The organism is Marinobacter sp. AL4B (assembly GCF_019916045.1).
Lineage (GTDB): Bacteria > Pseudomonadota > Gammaproteobacteria > Pseudomonadales > Oleiphilaceae > Marinobacter.
In genome coordinates this window covers 794,096-810,358 of record NZ_JAILWZ010000011.1, presented here as the reverse complement: position 1 = coordinate 810,358, position 16,263 = coordinate 794,096, and the positions used below count along the sequence as shown (strand labels likewise).

Genomic DNA, 16,263 nt, shown 5'->3' with positions numbered 1-16,263 from the left:
ATGCGGTACTCCGGAACATGTTGGGGATTGGCGGGTCAGAAGCGATAATCTTGTTATCTAACCAGAAGGAGCTGCACTTGAGAATACCTTTGTTTGTTCTGCGTCGACAATCACCGGAGTCGTTATGAAACGCCTTATTTTGATGGGGGCTGGCCACGCACATCTGATCGCGTTAAAGCAATGGATAACGACGCCCCTTGACGATGTCGAGTTGGTTCTGGTGACGCCATCAAGATGGCAATACTACTCGGGCATGATTCCCGGGTGGATTGCCGGGCATTACACCATTGATCAATGCCGGGTTGATGCTGAGCCGGTGGCGAAAGCGGCCGGTGCCAAGCTTGTTTTGAGTAGCGTCGTGGAAATCCTGGCGGACGATAAAAAGATTCGTCTGGCGGATGGCGATTTGCTGGATTACAGCTGGCTTTCAATCGATATCGGCGCGAGAACCAACCTTGAGAATCTTCGAGGGTTCACCGGCTCGTTGCTGAGCATTAAGCCATTGGGGCAGTTTCACCAACAATGGTCACGCTTAAACGAAGCGTCTGACGGCAGGGTCCAGCATTTGGTCGTAGTGGGTGGCGGTGCGGCAGGTGCCGAGTTGGCGATGGCCATGGCACATGTCGGAGCGGGAGGCGCTGAAGCGGATGCCAGGGTAAGTTTGATAACGGGTAATCAAGGACTGTTGCCGGATTTTAGCCAACGTTTACGCAAATTGACCCGTCGGAAGCTGGCAAAGCTGGACGTGGACATTGTTGAAGAGCGAGCTGAAGCTGCCGGCCGTTATCTGACTCTGACGAATGGCACGTCCCTGGATCCAGACTTGGTTATGGCGGTAACCGGTTCTGAGGCTTTTCCATTTCTGGCGACAAGTGGTCTGGCGGTAGACGCCCAGGGCTTTGTGCTGGTGAATGAATGCCATCAAAGCCTGTCTCATCCTGACGTTTTCGCGGCCGGCGATGCCTGTAGCCGCCTCGATCAGGCCGTGAAGCGCTCCGGCGTACATGCCGTTCGTGCGGCGCCAGTACTGGCGGACAACCTGCGTGCAGCAATCGCATCTGGCAAGCTTAGAGCCTTTCAGCCCCGAACCAATACGTTGTACCTTATTGCCTGTGGTGACAAGGTCGCGGTCGGGAGTTATGGCCCTTTTTCTTTCTCTGGAAAGTGGGTTTGGCGCTTGAAAGACAAAATTGATCGTGGGTTTGTGGACGGTTTTAACGGGAGATCGAACGATGCAGGCATCCGAGTTGGCGCTTGAGCAAGCTGGAGATCAGTTGGCCACGCTTCTGAAGCAGCAGGGCAGAACGATTGCGACCGCAGAGAGCTGCACTGGCGGTTGGGTTGCTAAGGTGTTGACCGATAGCGCTGGCTCGTCGGCGTACTTGATGGCGGGGTTGGTAACCTACAGCAACGAAGCCAAGAGCACCATTCTGGGCGTGGAGGCGTCTGCGCTGGAAAAGTATGGCGCTGTGAGCGAAGCCGTGGTTCGCCAAATGGTCGAAGGTGCCATAAAGGCTGTAGGTGTTGACGTGGCGGTAGCCATTAGTGGTATCGCCGGCCCCGGCGGGGGGCGCGAGGATAAGCCCGTCGGTACAGTCTGGTTTGCTTGGGGAATGGGAAGCGAGCGTACCGAGGCCAGCGTGAAACGCTTTAATGGAGATCGAGATCAGGTGAGGCGCCAGGCGGTTTTGTATGTCCTGCAAGGGGTTACGGAATATCTTCGGAAGCTGTGATGTTTTTCGCTTGGGCGGGGGTTGGTCTCTGCGAACGCTTATGTTTTAATACTGTTCAAATATACAGGAAAAGCACTGGATAGCCTCCGGTGTATTCTTTTGAATATCGCTGCGGGCCTTAAACATATAGAGGCTCGGGCATTCAGGTAAACAAGGTGGGGCAATAATGGAAGATAACCGCAAGAAAGCACTTAGCGCAGCACTTGGCCAGATTGAGCGTCAGTTCGGCAAAGGTGCCGTGATGAAGATGGGCGATCAGCCCCGCGAAGCCATTCCTGCGGTATCTACCGGCTCCTTGGGATTGGATGTTGCTCTGGGTATAGGCGGCTTGCCATACGGCCGGATTGTTGAAATTTACGGCCCGGAAAGCTCCGGTAAAACCACGTTGACCCTTCAGGTCATCGCTGAAGCTCAAAAACAGGGTAAAACCTGTGCCTTTATCGATGCCGAGCACGCGCTTGATCCTATCTACGCCGAGAAGCTGGGCGTTAACGTAGACGACTTGCTGGTGTCACAGCCTGATACGGGTGAGCAGGCGCTGGAAATTGCCGACATGTTGGTGCGTTCAAACGCCATTGACGTGATCATTGTCGACTCGGTAGCCGCACTGACGCCGAAGGCAGAAATTGAAGGCGAGATGGGTGACAGTCACGTTGGCCTTCAGGCTCGTTTGATGTCTCAAGCTCTGCGTAAGTTGACCGGTAACGTGAAACACGCCAACTGTCTGATGGTCTTTATTAACCAGATTCGTATGAAGATTGGTGTGATGTTTGGTTCTCCCGAAACGACCACCGGTGGTAACGCTCTGAAATTCTACTCATCTGTGCGTCTGGATATTCGCCGTATTGGTGCTGTCAAAGACGGGGACGAAGTGGTTGGTAACGAAACCCGTGTGAAGGTTGTTAAAAACAAGGTGGCGCCACCGTTCAGGCAAGCCGAATTCCAGATCATGTACGGTAAGGGCATCTACCACATGGCTGAAGTGGTCGACATGGGTGTGAAAGAAGGCTTTGTTGATAAAGCCGGAGCCTGGTACGCCTACAACGGTGACAAGATTGGCCAGGGCAAGGCAAACGCGTGCAAATATCTGGAAGAGCATATGGACGTGGCTCAGGAAATCGAGGCTAAAGTTCGTGAGAAGTTAATGCCTAAGCCAGTTAAGAAGGACGAGGCTGCAGCCGCAACGGCTGAGGCAAACGGAGAGTTGCTCTAATAACAGTTAGTGGAGGTGTGTTATGAAGCGATTGCTTATTGTAGCCCATGCCCCATCTCCGAATACTTTGCGGTTGCGGGAAGCCGTTGAAAACGGCGCCCGCCACCCGGATGTTGAATCGGTAGAAGTGGTTGTGAAAGCGCCGCTGGATGCCGGCCCCGAGGATGTTCTGGCTTGCGATGCGATCATCCTCGGTACCACCGAAAACCTCGGCTATATGTCGGGGGCCCTCAAAGATTTCTTCGACCGAAGTTATTACCCCTGCCTTGAAGAGACACAAGGTCTCCCTTTCGCTTTTTACGTTCGTGCCGGGCACGATGGCACTGGTACTAGCCGGGCGATTGAAAGTATTGCCACCGGATTACGTTGGAAGTTGGTTAAAGAGCCTCTGACTTGTCGCGGCGAGTACAAAGAAGAATTTGTTGAGCAGTGTGAAGAGTTGGGGCTGTATGTGGCCGCGAGTCTGGATGCTGGTTTGGTTTAATTCAATTCGCTAAAACTGGAAGTGATAGGCGACAGTCGGCAGCGCAAGCACTACAATGCAAGGTTGTTTTTACCATCTGAAATCGACCTCGACGGGTACCAAACTTGAAGTCATTGCCGTTGCACCAGTTGTACAAAGCCTGTGTTCTGAAAGACCTGCCATTTAAAACCACCCGGCAATTGGAACCGCTGGCCGAAATCGTGGGCCAAAATCGGGCGGAAGAAGCCGTTCGCTTTGCGTTGGCCATGCCTCACGGTGGGTACAACGTGTACGCCGTTGGCCGAAACGGTTTGGGTAAGCGCACGATGATGCTGCGCTACCTTGAACATCACACCGATTCCAAGCAGCAGATTCATGACTGGTGTTATGTCGCCAATTTCGACGAGCCCAGAAATCCGACATTGCTTAAATTACCTGCAGGCATGGGCCATCAACTGAAGCAGGACATGGACAAACTGATGTCCCGTTTGGTCAAAATGATCCCGCAGACGTTTGAAGGTGATGGCTTTCTGGAAAGAGCTGAAAGCCTGAAAAATGACTACGTCAAAATGCAGGAAGACGAACTCGAGAAGGTTGCTGCACAAGCACGGCGAAAAAAGGTCAGCCTGACTGTGACGACGCCCGGCGGCTATCGGTTGGTCGCTATGAATGGAGATCAGCCTCATACGCCGGAAAGCTTCAAAGAGTTGACGGATGCACAGCGGGACAAATTTGAGGAAGTCATTAACAAGTTGGAGAAAAAACTCCGGCAAGCACTTCGAAAATTGGCCGACTGGGAAATGGAGTACGCTGAAAAGCAGCAGGCGCTAAATCAGGAAACGCTTGAAGCTATATCCGGGCATCAATTAGATGAATTGGAGACCAAGTATGAAAAGCATACGGATGTGGTCACCTATCTGAAAGCAGTCCGTAAAGATCTGGCTGAAAACCTCGATATTTTTCTGGAAGACGGCGAGGAACAGGCGGCGATGGCCTATGCTTCGTTGGACAGAAAGGCACCCCGTCGCTACCTGATCAACTTATTGGTACATCAAAGCAATAACGAAGTGCCCGTGGTGGTAGAAGAGAACCCCACGTATCACAGTCTTTTCGGTTATGTAGAGAACGTGACTTACAAAGGCACTGTGTTCACGGATTTCTCGTTGATTCGCCCGGGCAGCTTACATCGCGCCAACGGTGGGTATCTGCTGATGGATGCAGAAAAGGTGCTGGAGCAGCCGTTTGTCTGGGATGCGTTGAAGCGAGCACTTAGGTCTCATACCATTGAAATCAATTCCCTTGAAAGGGAATTAACCTTATCTGGCACCATCTCGGTTGAGCCGGAGGCGGTCCCGCTGGATGTAAAGATTGTGCTATTCGGGGATCGGGAAACTTGGATGTTGCTCCAGGAATACGATCCTGAGTTTGCAGAGTTGTTCCGAGTGACGGCCGACTTTGAAAACGAGATGTATCGCACCGTCGACAGTCAGGTGCAGTATGCTAAGTTTATTGCGAGCCTGGCAGTAGAGAAAAAACTGCTGCACTGCAACGCGAAAGCGGTGGCGCGAGTCATAGAATACAGTGCGCGCATAGCGGAACACCAAGACCGGCTATCGTTGCACGCTGCTGATATTGCTAACCTGCTTAGAGAATCCGACTTCTGGGCACGGCAGGCGGGCGCTCGCTTGATTAGCGATGTGCACGTGACTCGGGCACTCGAAAGTGCTCGTTATCGAGATAGCCGAATTCGTGACCATTTTTACGATTCCATTCGTGACGGGACAACGCTGGTAAGCACCACCGGTACGTGTGTGGGGCAGGTGAACGCCTTGTCTGTGTTATCGACGGGAGGGTTTGAATTTGGATTATCTAATCGGGTCACGGCTTCTTGTTACTATGGTGACGGTGAAATCATCGACATTGAGCGTGATGTAAAGCTGGGGGGGAATATTCACTCCAAAGGTGTAATGATTCTAAGTTCATGGCTGGCCTCGCATTTTGCCATGAATGATCCCATGCACTTGTCTGCCAGTCTGACCTTCGAACAGAACTATGGAGAGGTGGACGGTGACAGCGCCTCGTTGGCCGAACTCGTGGCTTTGATATCCACCTTGTCGGACGTCCCTGTACGCCAAGATCTGGCGATTACGGGCTCGGTCAACCAGTTTGGAGAAGTGCAGCCCATTGGTGGTGTAAACGAGAAAATCGAAGGCTTCTTTACCACTTGTGAGTTGAAAAGTGGTCTAACCGGTACTCAAGGTGTGATTATTCCACACACCAACGTGCAGAACCTGATGCTGGATAGTGAAGTGCTTCAAGCGGCGAAGGCTGGTAAGTTTTCAGTGTATCCGGTTGCCCGGGTAGAAGAGGCGATTACACTGTTGTTGGGCAAGCCGGCAGGCAAAGCCGACAGCAAAGGTAGGTACCCTAAGCTGAGTGTTTTTGGCATTATCCAGCAACGATTAGAAAAAATGCGTGAACATGAGCGCCAGGAGCACGCTCGGGACGATCAAAAAGATCCTTCCATTCACTGATTGGCCCTATAAAAAAACGGACAGGAGAGTGAACTTTCATGACTGATACCCCGCAGACTGTGTACGTAGTAGAGGACGACGAAGCCGTCCGTGATTCGTTGGCATTGTTGCTTAAATCTGACAGCAAGCCGGTGAGAACCTACGAAAACGCAGGCGCTTTCCTGAAAGACTATTCGGAAGAGATGGCAGGCTGCATCGTTCTGGACATCCGGATGCCCGGCATGGACGGCATGGAGTTGCAGAAAAAGCTGAACGAAAAGCACTCCATCTTGCCCATCATCTTCGTGACTGGCCATGGAGATGTCCCTATGGCGGTTGACGCCATGAAAGAAGGTGCAGTCGACTTCATCCAGAAGCCTTACCGGGAAGAGGCGCTTCTGGAAAAGATCGAAGCGGCTCTTGAGCAGGATCGGGAACAGCGTAAGACGTTAGGCGAACGTATGGAAATCGTGCGTCGTGTAAAAAGCCTTACCCCGCGTGAGACGGAAATCATGGATCGGATGATTGCCGGCCAGGCGAACAAAGTGATCGCTATTGAATTGGAAATCAGCCAGCGCACCGTTGAAATTCACCGTTCACGGGTGATGCACAAGATGGGTACGCACTCCCTCGCACACCTTGTGCGTATGGTGTTGTCCGTAAAGGACCTTATCGACTAATCGGGCTGGTATGGTCATCATGCCAGAATCTTTATAACCGATTAGGTTGACTATGACTGCAATTGCCAGTGAAAACTCAGAGGTGACGGTTCTGTTGGTGGATGATAATCCGCAGAACCTGAAGGTCCTTTACGAGACCCTGAAAGACAAAGGGTATCGATTGCTGATCGCCAACGAAGGTGCAAAAGCTCTGGATCTCGCCCACCGTCACCGCCCTGAAGTTATTTTGCTGGATATCATGATGCCGGAGATGGATGGTTACGAGGTGTGTGAACGCCTTAAAAACGATCCGGTCACCGCCGACTGTGCTGTGGTTTTTTTATCGGCTCTTGATGACTTGGCATCCAAGGTAAAGGGATTTTCGCTGGGCGGTGCTGATTATATTTCCAAGCCATTCCAGTCACAGGAAGTGATTGCGCGCGTTGATACTCACGCCAAAGTTATTCGTCTTGAGAGGGAGTTGCAGGCCCGCAACCGTGAGTTGGTCAGTGATCAGGCTCGCATCCTTAATTCCATCAGCGAAGGTATCTACGGGCTTGATGAGAATGGTGTCATTGAGTTCGCGAACCAGGCCGCAGCGATGATTGTGAACTGCCCCGTGGAAGACCTCATCGGAAAAAACTTCTTTGACCTGCACTTTGCCACGGCATCTGACAGTGATGCGTGCCTCCCTGTGATGGGGACGTGTCGGCAGGGTGTGGCAGAGCATCAACGCGATATTCAGTTAAAGCGCGTGGACGGAGCCGCATTTCCTGCAGAGTATCGGGCAACTCCGAAGCTGGATAATGATGAGTTGCATGGGGCGGTTGTGGTGTTCCGTGATATCACGGTTGAGCTCAACAACGAACGAGCTTTGGATGAAGCACGGACTCTGGTTCAGGAGCAGCGCGATCAACTAGCCCACACTTCGCGCCTGACCACCATGGGTGAAATGGCTGCCGGATTCGCCCACGAGGTTAACCAGCCTTTGACGGCAATTGCCAATTATGCGCGTGTTTCGGGTCGAGTGATGGCGAAGGAAGATCCGGATTTGTCTCTGCTGCACGAAACCATGGAAAAAATTGAGGCGCAGTCGCACCGGGCCAGCGAGATTATCCGCCGTATTCGGCGATTTATGAAAAAGCCGGCGACCGGAAAAGAAATATTGGCTGTGCCCATGCTGCTTGAAGATACCCGTCAGTTTGCTGAAGTGGATATGCGCAACAACGAAGGCGGGATTGAAGTGGTGTTTGAAGACGATCTGCCAGATGTGGTTGCTGACCCGGTACAGGTGCAGCAAGTTGCCTTGAATTTCATTCGCAATGCTCTGGAAGCCACTCGAGCGGCCGGGTCCTCAGCGCCTGTTGAAGTGACGGCGCGTCGTTGCGGTCAGAAGTGCGTGCGTGTGCAGGTGCGCGACCACGGTGTGGGCGTTGCTGAAGACGCCGAAGATAAACTGTTTCACCCGTTCTTTACCACGAAAGAGGACGGCATGGGTATTGGTCTGGCAACCTGTCGTTCGTTGATTCAGGCGCAGGGCGGAGAGATTGGCTATGAGCGCCCGGAGGGCGCAGGGGCTTGCTTCTATTTCACGCTCCCTGTAGCTGGCGCTGGCGCCGATGCCTGTGCTGCGGAATAGAAGCACTGCCTGATTTCTCAGGCAGTCTTGTCACCGAGCTGGCTCGCTTAGAGCCAGTCAACACGCCCGCTCAGATGCGGTGCCGTGCCTTTTGCGTTCAGTACCTGATAATCCCAGCCGTCACGCCCTTCCTGCCAGTTAAGTTGTGCCGTTCCTGGAAGCAGTAGCGGGGTTTTAAACTGGCACGTGATGGTAAAGGCGCCTTCCTTCCAATCGTCTCTCTGCTCTAATTTGGCGAGCGCATGTGCCTTGCTCCACATGCCGTGAGCGATCGCTTTTGGGAATCCGAAGGCTTTTGCGGTCAGTGCGTAAAGGTGAATCGGGTTTTGGTCGCCCGCTACCTTGGCGTATTGCCTGCCGATGTCTTCCGGCGCGGTCATCAAATCGGTAAACGGCAGTGTTTCCGGTTTCCTGCGTGCTGTTGGGGGCTTGGGCTGGGCGGTTTCCGAGCGCGCCATGCGGAACAGGTTAGTGCTGGTTTCTTCCCAAATAAGAGCCCCGGCAGAGCGGGCTTCGGTCACCAGGTCAAACTCAATGCCCTTTTCTGTCCTCTGCTGGTTTCCCAGTGTAACGCGAATATCCAGGTTTTCGCCGATCATAATCGCGCGATGTTGGGTAATGCTATTGCGAATGTGCACTAGACCCAGCAACGGGAGGGGAAACTGAGGGTCGGTCAGTAGTTTCAGGTGCAGAGGAAAAGCCAGAATGTGCGGCCAGGTTGCCGGCAGTTGAGATCCCGCTTTGAAGCCACATACTTTGCGGTAGGTGGATAATGAATCGGTGTCAGTGGCTATGCCAACGACTTCAGCTTGTAACTCTGGAATGCGCGTGTTTTCACTCGGCTTTTGCTGTTTGGGGAGTAAGGCCCGGCCAAAGAGCGGGAGCAGGTTAGGAGTGGTGTTGTGATAGGTGATCGAATCTGGCATTAGGCTGTCTCCGTTGCCGGGTTGTCGTCGTGAGGTGTATAAGGATTAGTTGTATTGTTGAGGTTTTTTCATGATTTAGTACAACTTTGCTTCTATGGCCTGATATGATATTAGACATTGGCCTAAGTCGCGGCTGCTAGGAAGTCTGTCAAACCCCGTGGCTACGGGCATTGACCAAGCAAGCTTGGTGCATTGTCCTGCGGGCCAAAGAGATCGCTTTTAAATATAAAAACGCGGGATACAAGGGAAACTATGCAGGAATTACGTGATGCGGGTGTGATGTTGCGCTTGATCTACGAAGCGATGAAAAGGAAAGGTATCGATACCGACGCGGTTTTTAGTCGCTTAGGCGTAGATGAAAGTTATGTATACACCGAGCAGCTTCGAACGCCCCATAGTGCACAGCTTTATTTTTGGCAGGCGGTAGAAGATGAGTCGGGCGATCCGGACATCGGGCTGCATTTGGGGGCAGCATTGCCGCCTTACAAAGGGCAGGTTCTCGAGTATTTGTTTTTAAGTAGCCCTACCTTTGGCGAAGGCCTTCGCCGAGCTCAAAACTATCAGCGCTTGCTTAGCGATGCCGCAAACACCGCCTTTCTGATCGAAGGGGATGAGGCGTGCATGGTGCTGGATGCAGCGTCAGATGAGGTTCGCCGACTCACGCATTTTAACGAGTGCTTTGTGCAGGGGGTAATCACCTTTTTCAAGTCTATTACCGGTGATCGATTCTATCCGTCCCGTGTTGAGTTTGAGCATGAGCGTGACCGAGGCGTTGATCACGTTAAAGAAGTTCTTGGTTGTGATGTGGTGTTTGGTGCCGAGGAAAATCGGCTTCATTTTCCCGTAGAGATACTGTCTTATTCGTCACCTCATGCAGAGCCCGAGCTGTTGGCGTTACACGAACGCTTCGCGAGTGAACAGGTCGCAAGGCTTGAGAAAAAAGACATCGTCGGTTCCGTGGAGCGCATTGTTGCCGAATTACTGGATAGCGGAGAGGTAACATTGGATTCGGTTGCGGAGCGATTGGATATCAAAGCTCGTACTCTACGAACCCGATTGACCGAGGCCGAGACGAGCTTTAATCAGGTGCTGGCAGATTTTCGATACCGATTGGCCAGGCAACTGTTGGCGACGACCGACGAGTCGATCGATGAGATTGTTTATTTGACGGGCTTCTCTGAACCCAGCACGTTTTATCGAGCATTTAAGCGTTGGTCCAACATGACACCCATTGAGTATCGTAAGACAGCTCAGAGCAAAGACGTCACCGAGGTGACGGCTTAACAGCTAAGATTACGAAATACGAAAAAAGTTTTGAGAAAGCGTTGACATAGGGGCGGAGGTCTATATAATTCCGCCTCGTTGTCAGCAAGCAATCAACGGCTTGCAAAGACAGCCCGCGCGGAGCGGTAGTTCAGTTGGTTAGAATACCGGCCTGTCACGCCGGGGGTCGCGGGTTCGAGTCCCGTCCGCTCCGCCATTTTATCTCTTCTCGTTTGTTCTCGATTTACCTTTCCTGACGTATCGCTTTCCGGCTTTCGCCCGGACTGATTCCGTACCAGCGTTGATAGGCTTTATGAAACGCCGGTGGGTTGGCAAAGCCCAGCAGCCAGGCGATTTCAGATAGTGACGCATTGGTTTCCCGGATATAGTCCTGTGCCAGTTGTTTCCTTGTCTTATCCAACAGTTGCCTGAATCCGGTTCCTTCCGAACTGAGCTGTCGTTGCAGTGTCCAAGGGGTTGTGCCCAGCTTTGCTGCTAAAGTGTCCAGGGTGGGCGTCTCGCCCCTGAGCAGTGGGGTGATCAGCCGCTGTACGCGGTCGGCGACATTCCAGCCTTGTCGTATTTCTCTTAGTTCTTCTTCGCACCACTGGGTCAGTTTGCTGTGCATCGCTGCATGGGCTTGTGCAGGAGTCTGGACCCATACACTTTCTTTCAGTTGAATCGAGTTTTCCGTGGCGCCAAACTCGACCGGGCAGCGGAACCAGCTTTCGAACAATTCATCTTGACCGATCGACGGGTACTCGATGCGAACACGCTCGAGCACGTCGTAGCGCCCTGTCATGTGGCGAACGAGTTGTACCCATGCGGCCAATATCGAATCCACAACGAAATAGTTGAAGTGGTTGTAGGGGGAGATGGAATGAAAGCGCGCAAGGCGCTTGGTTTTGTCTAGCGTCGGTTCACCCCGGGAATTCTGACTGGTAAGCAGCGCGTACCGAATAAGTGTTGATAGTGCTTGGCCGACCGATCGCGCAGTTTCAGCGGCTAGCCCGGCTAGCCCGGCGTCTGTTGGTCGAGTCAAGGCCCCCATTCTTAACCCGAGCGCGGGATTTCCAGTCAGAGTGATGCCGGCATGGCCCAGTCGCATGTAACGCGGGATGCTGATACGAGCATCTAGTGAGGCAAGAGCTGAATCGTTGAGGTGAAATTGAGTTTTGAGTTTCTCGGTTTCACCACTTTCTGCCTCAATGGCCCGTAGCAATACAGACACGTAGAGAAGGCTGATGTCGCCTAGGGCGTTTGAGGAACTGGGACGTGGTTGTTGGGTCATGGCTGTATTATCGGTGTTCTCTAAGGATAATCAAATGTAACTCTGGGATATTGTTGGTGGAGGAAGGGCTGGGTAATGTATTCGTCATAACATAAGCGGGGGAGCGTTCCCCGGCCTGACAAGACATTATGATGAGGAATATATCGATGACCACAAGCTCTGGTGCCAGCAAATACCCGCATCTTCTGCAGTCGTTGGATCTTGGCTTTACCACACTGCGAAACCGGACTCTGATGGGCTCTATGCACACGGGTCTGGAGGAAGTTAAGCAAGGGTTTGAGCGCTTGGCGGCTTTTTATGCTGAACGTGCCCGGGGCGGGGTTGGCCTCATCGTGACAGGAGGGATCGGGCCTAATAGTGAAGGGTCGGTGTTTCAGCACGCTGCAAAGATGGCCAACGAAGAAGAGTCTGACAAACACAAAGTGATTACTCAGGCTGTACACGAGGCTGACGGTAAGATCTGCATGCAGATTCTTCATGCTGGGCGTTATGCTTATTCGCCCGAGCTGGTGGCGCCGTCAGCCATTCAAGCGCCGATCAACCCTTTCAAACCTAAAGAGTTGGATGAAGAGGGTGTTCAGAAGCAGATTGACGACTACGTGAACTGTTCGGCCCTGGCTCAGCGTGCCGGCTACGACGGTGTCGAAATTATGGGTTCTGAAGGTTACTTCATCAACCAGTTTATCGTCTCCCATACTAACCACCGCACCGACCGATGGGGTGGCAGTTATGAGAATCGTATTCGTCTGCCGATTGAAATTGTGCGTCGAGTTCGAGAGCGAGTGGGCGAGAACTTCATCATTATTTATCGTCTGTCGATGCTTGACCTGATTGAAGACGGCAGTACTTGGGAAGAAGTTGTTCATCTGGCCAAAGAAATCGAAAAGGCTGGGGCAACTATTATAAATACTGGCATTGGCTGGCACGAGGCCCGTGTTCCAACGATTGCCACGTCAGTACCTCGTGGAGCCTTTACAAAAGTAACGGCGCGCCTGAAGAGTGAGGTGAGCATCCCGCTGGTGACGACAAACCGTATTAATATGCCGGATGTGGCCGAAAAGGTCCTTGCAGAAGGCGATGCCGACATGATTTCTATGGCGCGTCCGTTTTTGGCCGATGCTGAATTGGTTCTTAAAGCTGCTGAAGATCGTGCTAACGAAATCAATACGTGCATCGGATGTAATCAGGCCTGCCTGGACCACACTTTCAGTGGCAAGTTAACGACTTGTTTGGTTAACCCGCGGGCCTGTAATGAAACCGAATTGGCCTATGTTAAAACCATGAAGCCAAAATCGATTGCAGTGGTAGGTGCAGGTCCTGCAGGGCTAGCGTTCGCCACCGTTGCAGCCGAGCGAGGTCATAAGGTGACGGTATTTGACGACGCCAGCGAAATTGGTGGTCAGTTCAACGTTGCCAAGCGTATACCGGGTAAAGAGGAGTTCTATGAAACGCTTCGTTACTACCGTGTCATGCTCGATAAGCACGGCGTTGATGTGCGTTTGAATACTCGCGTTTCAGAAGCAGATTTGAAAGCGGGTGGATTCGATGAGGTCATTCTGGCGAGCGGTGTTAAGCCGCGCACGCCAGAAATTGAAGGTATTGACCATCCGAAAGTGATCGGCTATTTGGATGCCATTCTAAAGCGTAAGCCGGTTGGTCAGAAGGTTGCCGTGATCGGTGCCGGCGGCATTGGCTTCGACGTATCCGAGTTTATCGTGCATGAGGGCGACTCTCCGTCACTGAACACCGAGCATTTCATGAAAGAGTGGGGGGTAGATCTGACGGTTGAGCACCGTGGCGGCATCAAGGGTGTAACGCCTGAAGTGCCAGCGCCAGCCCGTGAGGTATACCTGTTGCAGCGGAAGGTTTCTAAGGTCGGTAAAAATCTTGGCAAGACCACAGGCTGGATTCACCGAACGTCGCTTAAAAACCGGGATGTTCAGATGATTCCGGGTGTAAGCTACCGCAAAATTGACGACGAAGGCTTGCACATTACAGTGACCCCGAAGGGTGCGGAGCAGGGAGAAGACAAAGTGTTGCCGGTGGATACGGTGATTATCTGCGCCGGCCAGGACCCGCTTCGGGAGCTGCAGGCGGGACTGGAAGCATCCGGGTTGCCTGTGCATCTGATCGGTGGTGCCGATGTGGCAGCTGAGCTGGACGCGAAGCGCGCGATCGATCAGGGTAGTCGATTGGCTGCTGAAATCTGATCACAAAACGTTGCAGTTTTTCTCTGTGTTTCGGGATAGGTCTAGCTAGACTGTACCAAAGACCGCTCAATTTGGAGTCTTGGCGCGTGCCAGCGCGCCCTGTGATCGAATTCCCGAAGCACGGAGAAGGTTAATGGTTATTGCCAGCCAAACTGCCGAGTCCCCCTCGGCAGTTTTTTTCATGGATGGAGTAGACGTTGCGCGTCAAATGCGTTTGTCGGAGTTCGGCGCGTTTCTAGATGGTTACGTAGGTCTCTCAGATCTCGCTGAAACCGAGGTGCGCGCGGTCTTGGTCAACCTTAACCCGGACCTGGCGGTTGCGGCTCTTGTCTTCTTTAAAATTTGGTTTGATGAGGAAGGGCAGGCCGATAGACGCTGGAATCTGCCCATTGAGGCGCTGGCAGAGCAAGGTTCAAAAGGGCCGGATCTAGGCGGCGGGGCGATCCGTTTGGTGTGTCGAAGCCAGACTCCAGACGCTACCATCAAAGATGACCTTTGGGATCCGGATATGACACCGGGAAACAGCCATTTTCACGCCATTCGTAAGTCGGTTCAGGCTAATACGCTACAGTTTCAGAAAGTTGAAGTCGTCGAACAAAACATTCCAACCCTTAACACCCCCGCTGAAGACCAAGGCGACGAGTCTCAAGAGCGGGCCCGCATTGCTCAATTGCTTCGTGAGCATCGATTGCGTATCAAAACCCTTCAAAGTGTGCACCGGGATGTTTTGGGTGATCTGAAGCGTGAGCACCGCCTTGAAATGCAGTCGCTCAGATCTGCGTTGGCGGAAATTGAACAACAACATGAGCGCATGCGGCATACCAACGAGCAGCTGAAACAACGGTTGGCTGAGCGCAATGAACAGTACCTGTCGATGCAACAAAGCATAGCGACAACAGGGGCCGAATCTAGCGATAAAGCCAACGCGGAACTGGTGTTGTTGCGAGAGCAGCTGGAGCGTAAAGAGCGCGAGCTGCAGCTCCGTAACGATGCCGTTAATGCCTTAGAACACGAAAACGATGAACTCAAGAACCGAAAGCCGTTGGAGGATTCGTTGCTTGAAAAACTCGATGACCACTCGGTGTTTCTGGTGGCCTACCATCACGGAGTGGGGCATATCACCCTGCCAACGGCTGCTATTGACGAGTATTTCAGGAGCCCGCTGGCGTATGCCGCTGAGCGGTGTGGTATGAATGAGGCTGCTTATAAGGAATGGCTTGAACATTATGAAAGCCCGCTCTGTGTTGGTACGAATGAAGCAGGAGAACGCTGTGGTCAGCCAATCGTACGAGTAACCCAGCCTGCGCAATTTAAAGCTGGGGTCGACGATCGTTGCGACATGCATAAGCCCTGATATCGAACTTTTTTTAGTATCTGCGCGAGTTTCGTTAAACTGTCCCTAACTTCGTTAAAGATCAGGGCGGCAGATCGCTGCGCCTGTCTCATATAGGCACCACGGGATACTTCATGGATCAATTCAGGAATATCGGCATCATCGGTCGCATGGGCAGCGTGAAGGTGGTTGAGTCGCTGCGTCAGCTCAAACAATACCTGACGGCCAACAACTATCAGGTCATTGTCGAAGAAGATACGGCCACCATGATTCCGGGCCACAGTCTTCAGGTAGCCAGCAAGAAATTGTTGGGAGAAATTTGTGATCTTGTCATTGTGGTCGGCGGTGACGGCAGTCTGTTGGGCGCGGCTCGGGAACTGGCAAAATCCAAAGTGCCTATTCTCGGTGTCAATCGAGGCCGCTTGGGCTTTCTCACCGATATTTCCCCGGTGGATCTTGAAGAGCGTCTGGCCCAGGTTCTGGCGGGCGACTACATGGAAGAATCGCGCTTCCTGCTGGATGGCTACGTTGAACGTAACGGCCAGCCGTTGGGATTTGGGTCGGCACTGAACGATGTGGTGCTCCATCCCGGTAAATCGACCCGGATGATCGGTTTTGATCTCTATATTGACGGCCACTTTGTCTATAGCCAACGCTCTGATGGACTGATTGTTGCAACGCCAACGGGGTCCACGGCTTACTCCTTGTCTGCGGGCGGTCCGATCATGCACCCCAAGCTGGATGCTGTCGTATTGGTTCCCATGTTTCCCCATACCTTGAGCAGTCGCCCGATCGTGGTCGATGGCAAAAGCGAGATCAAATTGGTGATCGGTGAAACCAATGAAACCTATCCGCAAGTTAGCTTTGATGGCCAGATGAACATTTCGTGTGCCCCCGGAGATATTATCCGAATCACCAAGAAGCCATTCAAGATCCGTCTTATTCACCCGACCGATCACAATTTCTATGCGACCTGCCGTGACAAGTTGGGTTGGGCAAGCGAAATAGCAGCGAGTTGAT

General features: G+C 52.6%; 13 protein-coding genes and 1 tRNA gene. 12 read left to right on the top strand and 2 right to left on the bottom strand.

From position 1 onward, the window contains the following. Positions 1-124 precede the first annotated feature (124 nt). The 7 genes from K5L82_RS07890 to K5L82_RS07860 all read left to right on the top strand — a co-directional run bounded on the left by K5L82_RS07890 (position 125) and on the right by K5L82_RS07860 (position 8,220). Complete coding sequence (locus tag K5L82_RS07890; RefSeq protein ID WP_223133742.1) at positions 125-1,258, top strand: FAD-dependent oxidoreductase; 1,134 nt, start codon at positions 125-127, stop codon at positions 1,256-1,258. Further along, a complete protein-coding gene (locus tag K5L82_RS07885) occupies positions 1,233-1,733 on the top strand; it encodes a CinA family protein (RefSeq protein WP_223133741.1) in 501 nt (166 codons plus the stop codon). Before K5L82_RS07890 ends, K5L82_RS07885 begins: the two co-directional genes overlap by 26 nt. Positions 1,734-1,899: 166 nt before the next feature. Next, positions 1,900-2,946, top strand: a complete 1,047-nt coding sequence (gene recA, locus K5L82_RS07880) for a recombinase RecA (RefSeq protein WP_133006085.1) — start codon at positions 1,900-1,902, stop codon at positions 2,944-2,946. A 22-nt stretch (positions 2,947-2,968) separates the two neighbouring features. Next, positions 2,969-3,430 (top strand): flavodoxin family protein, encoded by a 462-nt coding sequence (locus tag K5L82_RS07875; protein ID WP_223133740.1) that lies wholly within the window; start codon positions 2,969-2,971, stop codon positions 3,428-3,430. A gap of 104 nt (positions 3,431-3,534) precedes the next feature. Then, entirely contained in the window at positions 3,535-5,943 is a 2,409-nt protein-coding gene (locus K5L82_RS07870; RefSeq protein WP_133006083.1) for a Lon protease family protein, read from the top strand. A 38-nt stretch (positions 5,944-5,981) separates the two neighbouring features. Continuing rightward, the gene (gene fixJ / locus K5L82_RS07865; RefSeq protein WP_223133739.1) at positions 5,982-6,602 is read left to right on the top strand and encodes a response regulator FixJ; all 621 of its coding nucleotides are present in this window, start codon (positions 5,982-5,984) and stop codon (positions 6,600-6,602) included. Between the two features lie 52 nt (positions 6,603-6,654). Beyond that, positions 6,655-8,220 (top strand): response regulator, encoded by a 1,566-nt coding sequence (locus K5L82_RS07860; protein WP_223133738.1) that lies wholly within the window; start codon positions 6,655-6,657, stop codon positions 8,218-8,220. Positions 8,221-8,267: 47 nt separating this feature from the next. Here K5L82_RS07860 and K5L82_RS07855 read toward each other — a convergent pair whose 3' ends face one another. Beyond that, positions 8,268-9,146: a MaoC/PaaZ C-terminal domain-containing protein gene (locus tag K5L82_RS07855; protein WP_223133737.1), complete on the bottom strand. Its 879-nt coding sequence runs from the start codon at positions 9,144-9,146 to the stop codon at positions 8,268-8,270. Between the two features lie 252 nt (positions 9,147-9,398). Here K5L82_RS07855 and K5L82_RS07850 point away from each other — a divergent pair, with 252 nt between their 5' ends. Together K5L82_RS07850 and K5L82_RS07845 are read left to right on the top strand one after the other, a co-directional pair. After that, the gene (locus K5L82_RS07850; RefSeq protein WP_133006079.1) at positions 9,399-10,430 is read left to right on the top strand and encodes an AraC family transcriptional regulator; all 1,032 of its coding nucleotides are present in this window, start codon (positions 9,399-9,401) and stop codon (positions 10,428-10,430) included. A gap of 119 nt (positions 10,431-10,549) precedes the next feature. Then, positions 10,550-10,626, top strand: a tRNA-Asp gene (locus K5L82_RS07845). Between the two features lie 27 nt (positions 10,627-10,653). On the opposite strand, the gene K5L82_RS07840 is transcribed toward K5L82_RS07845, so the two are convergent. Then, complete coding sequence (locus K5L82_RS07840; protein ID WP_223133736.1) at positions 10,654-11,700, bottom strand: AraC family transcriptional regulator; 1,047 nt, start codon at positions 11,698-11,700, stop codon at positions 10,654-10,656. 146 nt (positions 11,701-11,846) lie between these two features. On the opposite strand from K5L82_RS07840, the gene K5L82_RS07835 reads away from it, so the two are divergent. The 3 genes from K5L82_RS07835 to K5L82_RS07825 all read left to right on the top strand — a co-directional run bounded on the left by K5L82_RS07835 (position 11,847) and on the right by K5L82_RS07825 (position 16,262). After that, positions 11,847-13,910, top strand: coding sequence for an FAD-dependent oxidoreductase (locus tag K5L82_RS07835; protein WP_223133735.1), 2,064 nt, complete (start codon positions 11,847-11,849; stop codon positions 13,908-13,910). Positions 13,911-14,043: 133 nt separating this feature from the next. Next, entirely contained in the window at positions 14,044-15,264 is a 1,221-nt protein-coding gene (locus K5L82_RS07830; protein ID WP_223133734.1) for a DNA repair protein, read from the top strand. 113 nt (positions 15,265-15,377) lie between these two features. Then, positions 15,378-16,262 (top strand): NAD(+) kinase, encoded by an 885-nt coding sequence (locus K5L82_RS07825; protein WP_133006075.1) that lies wholly within the window; start codon positions 15,378-15,380, stop codon positions 16,260-16,262. Position 16,263 lies beyond the last annotated feature (1 nt).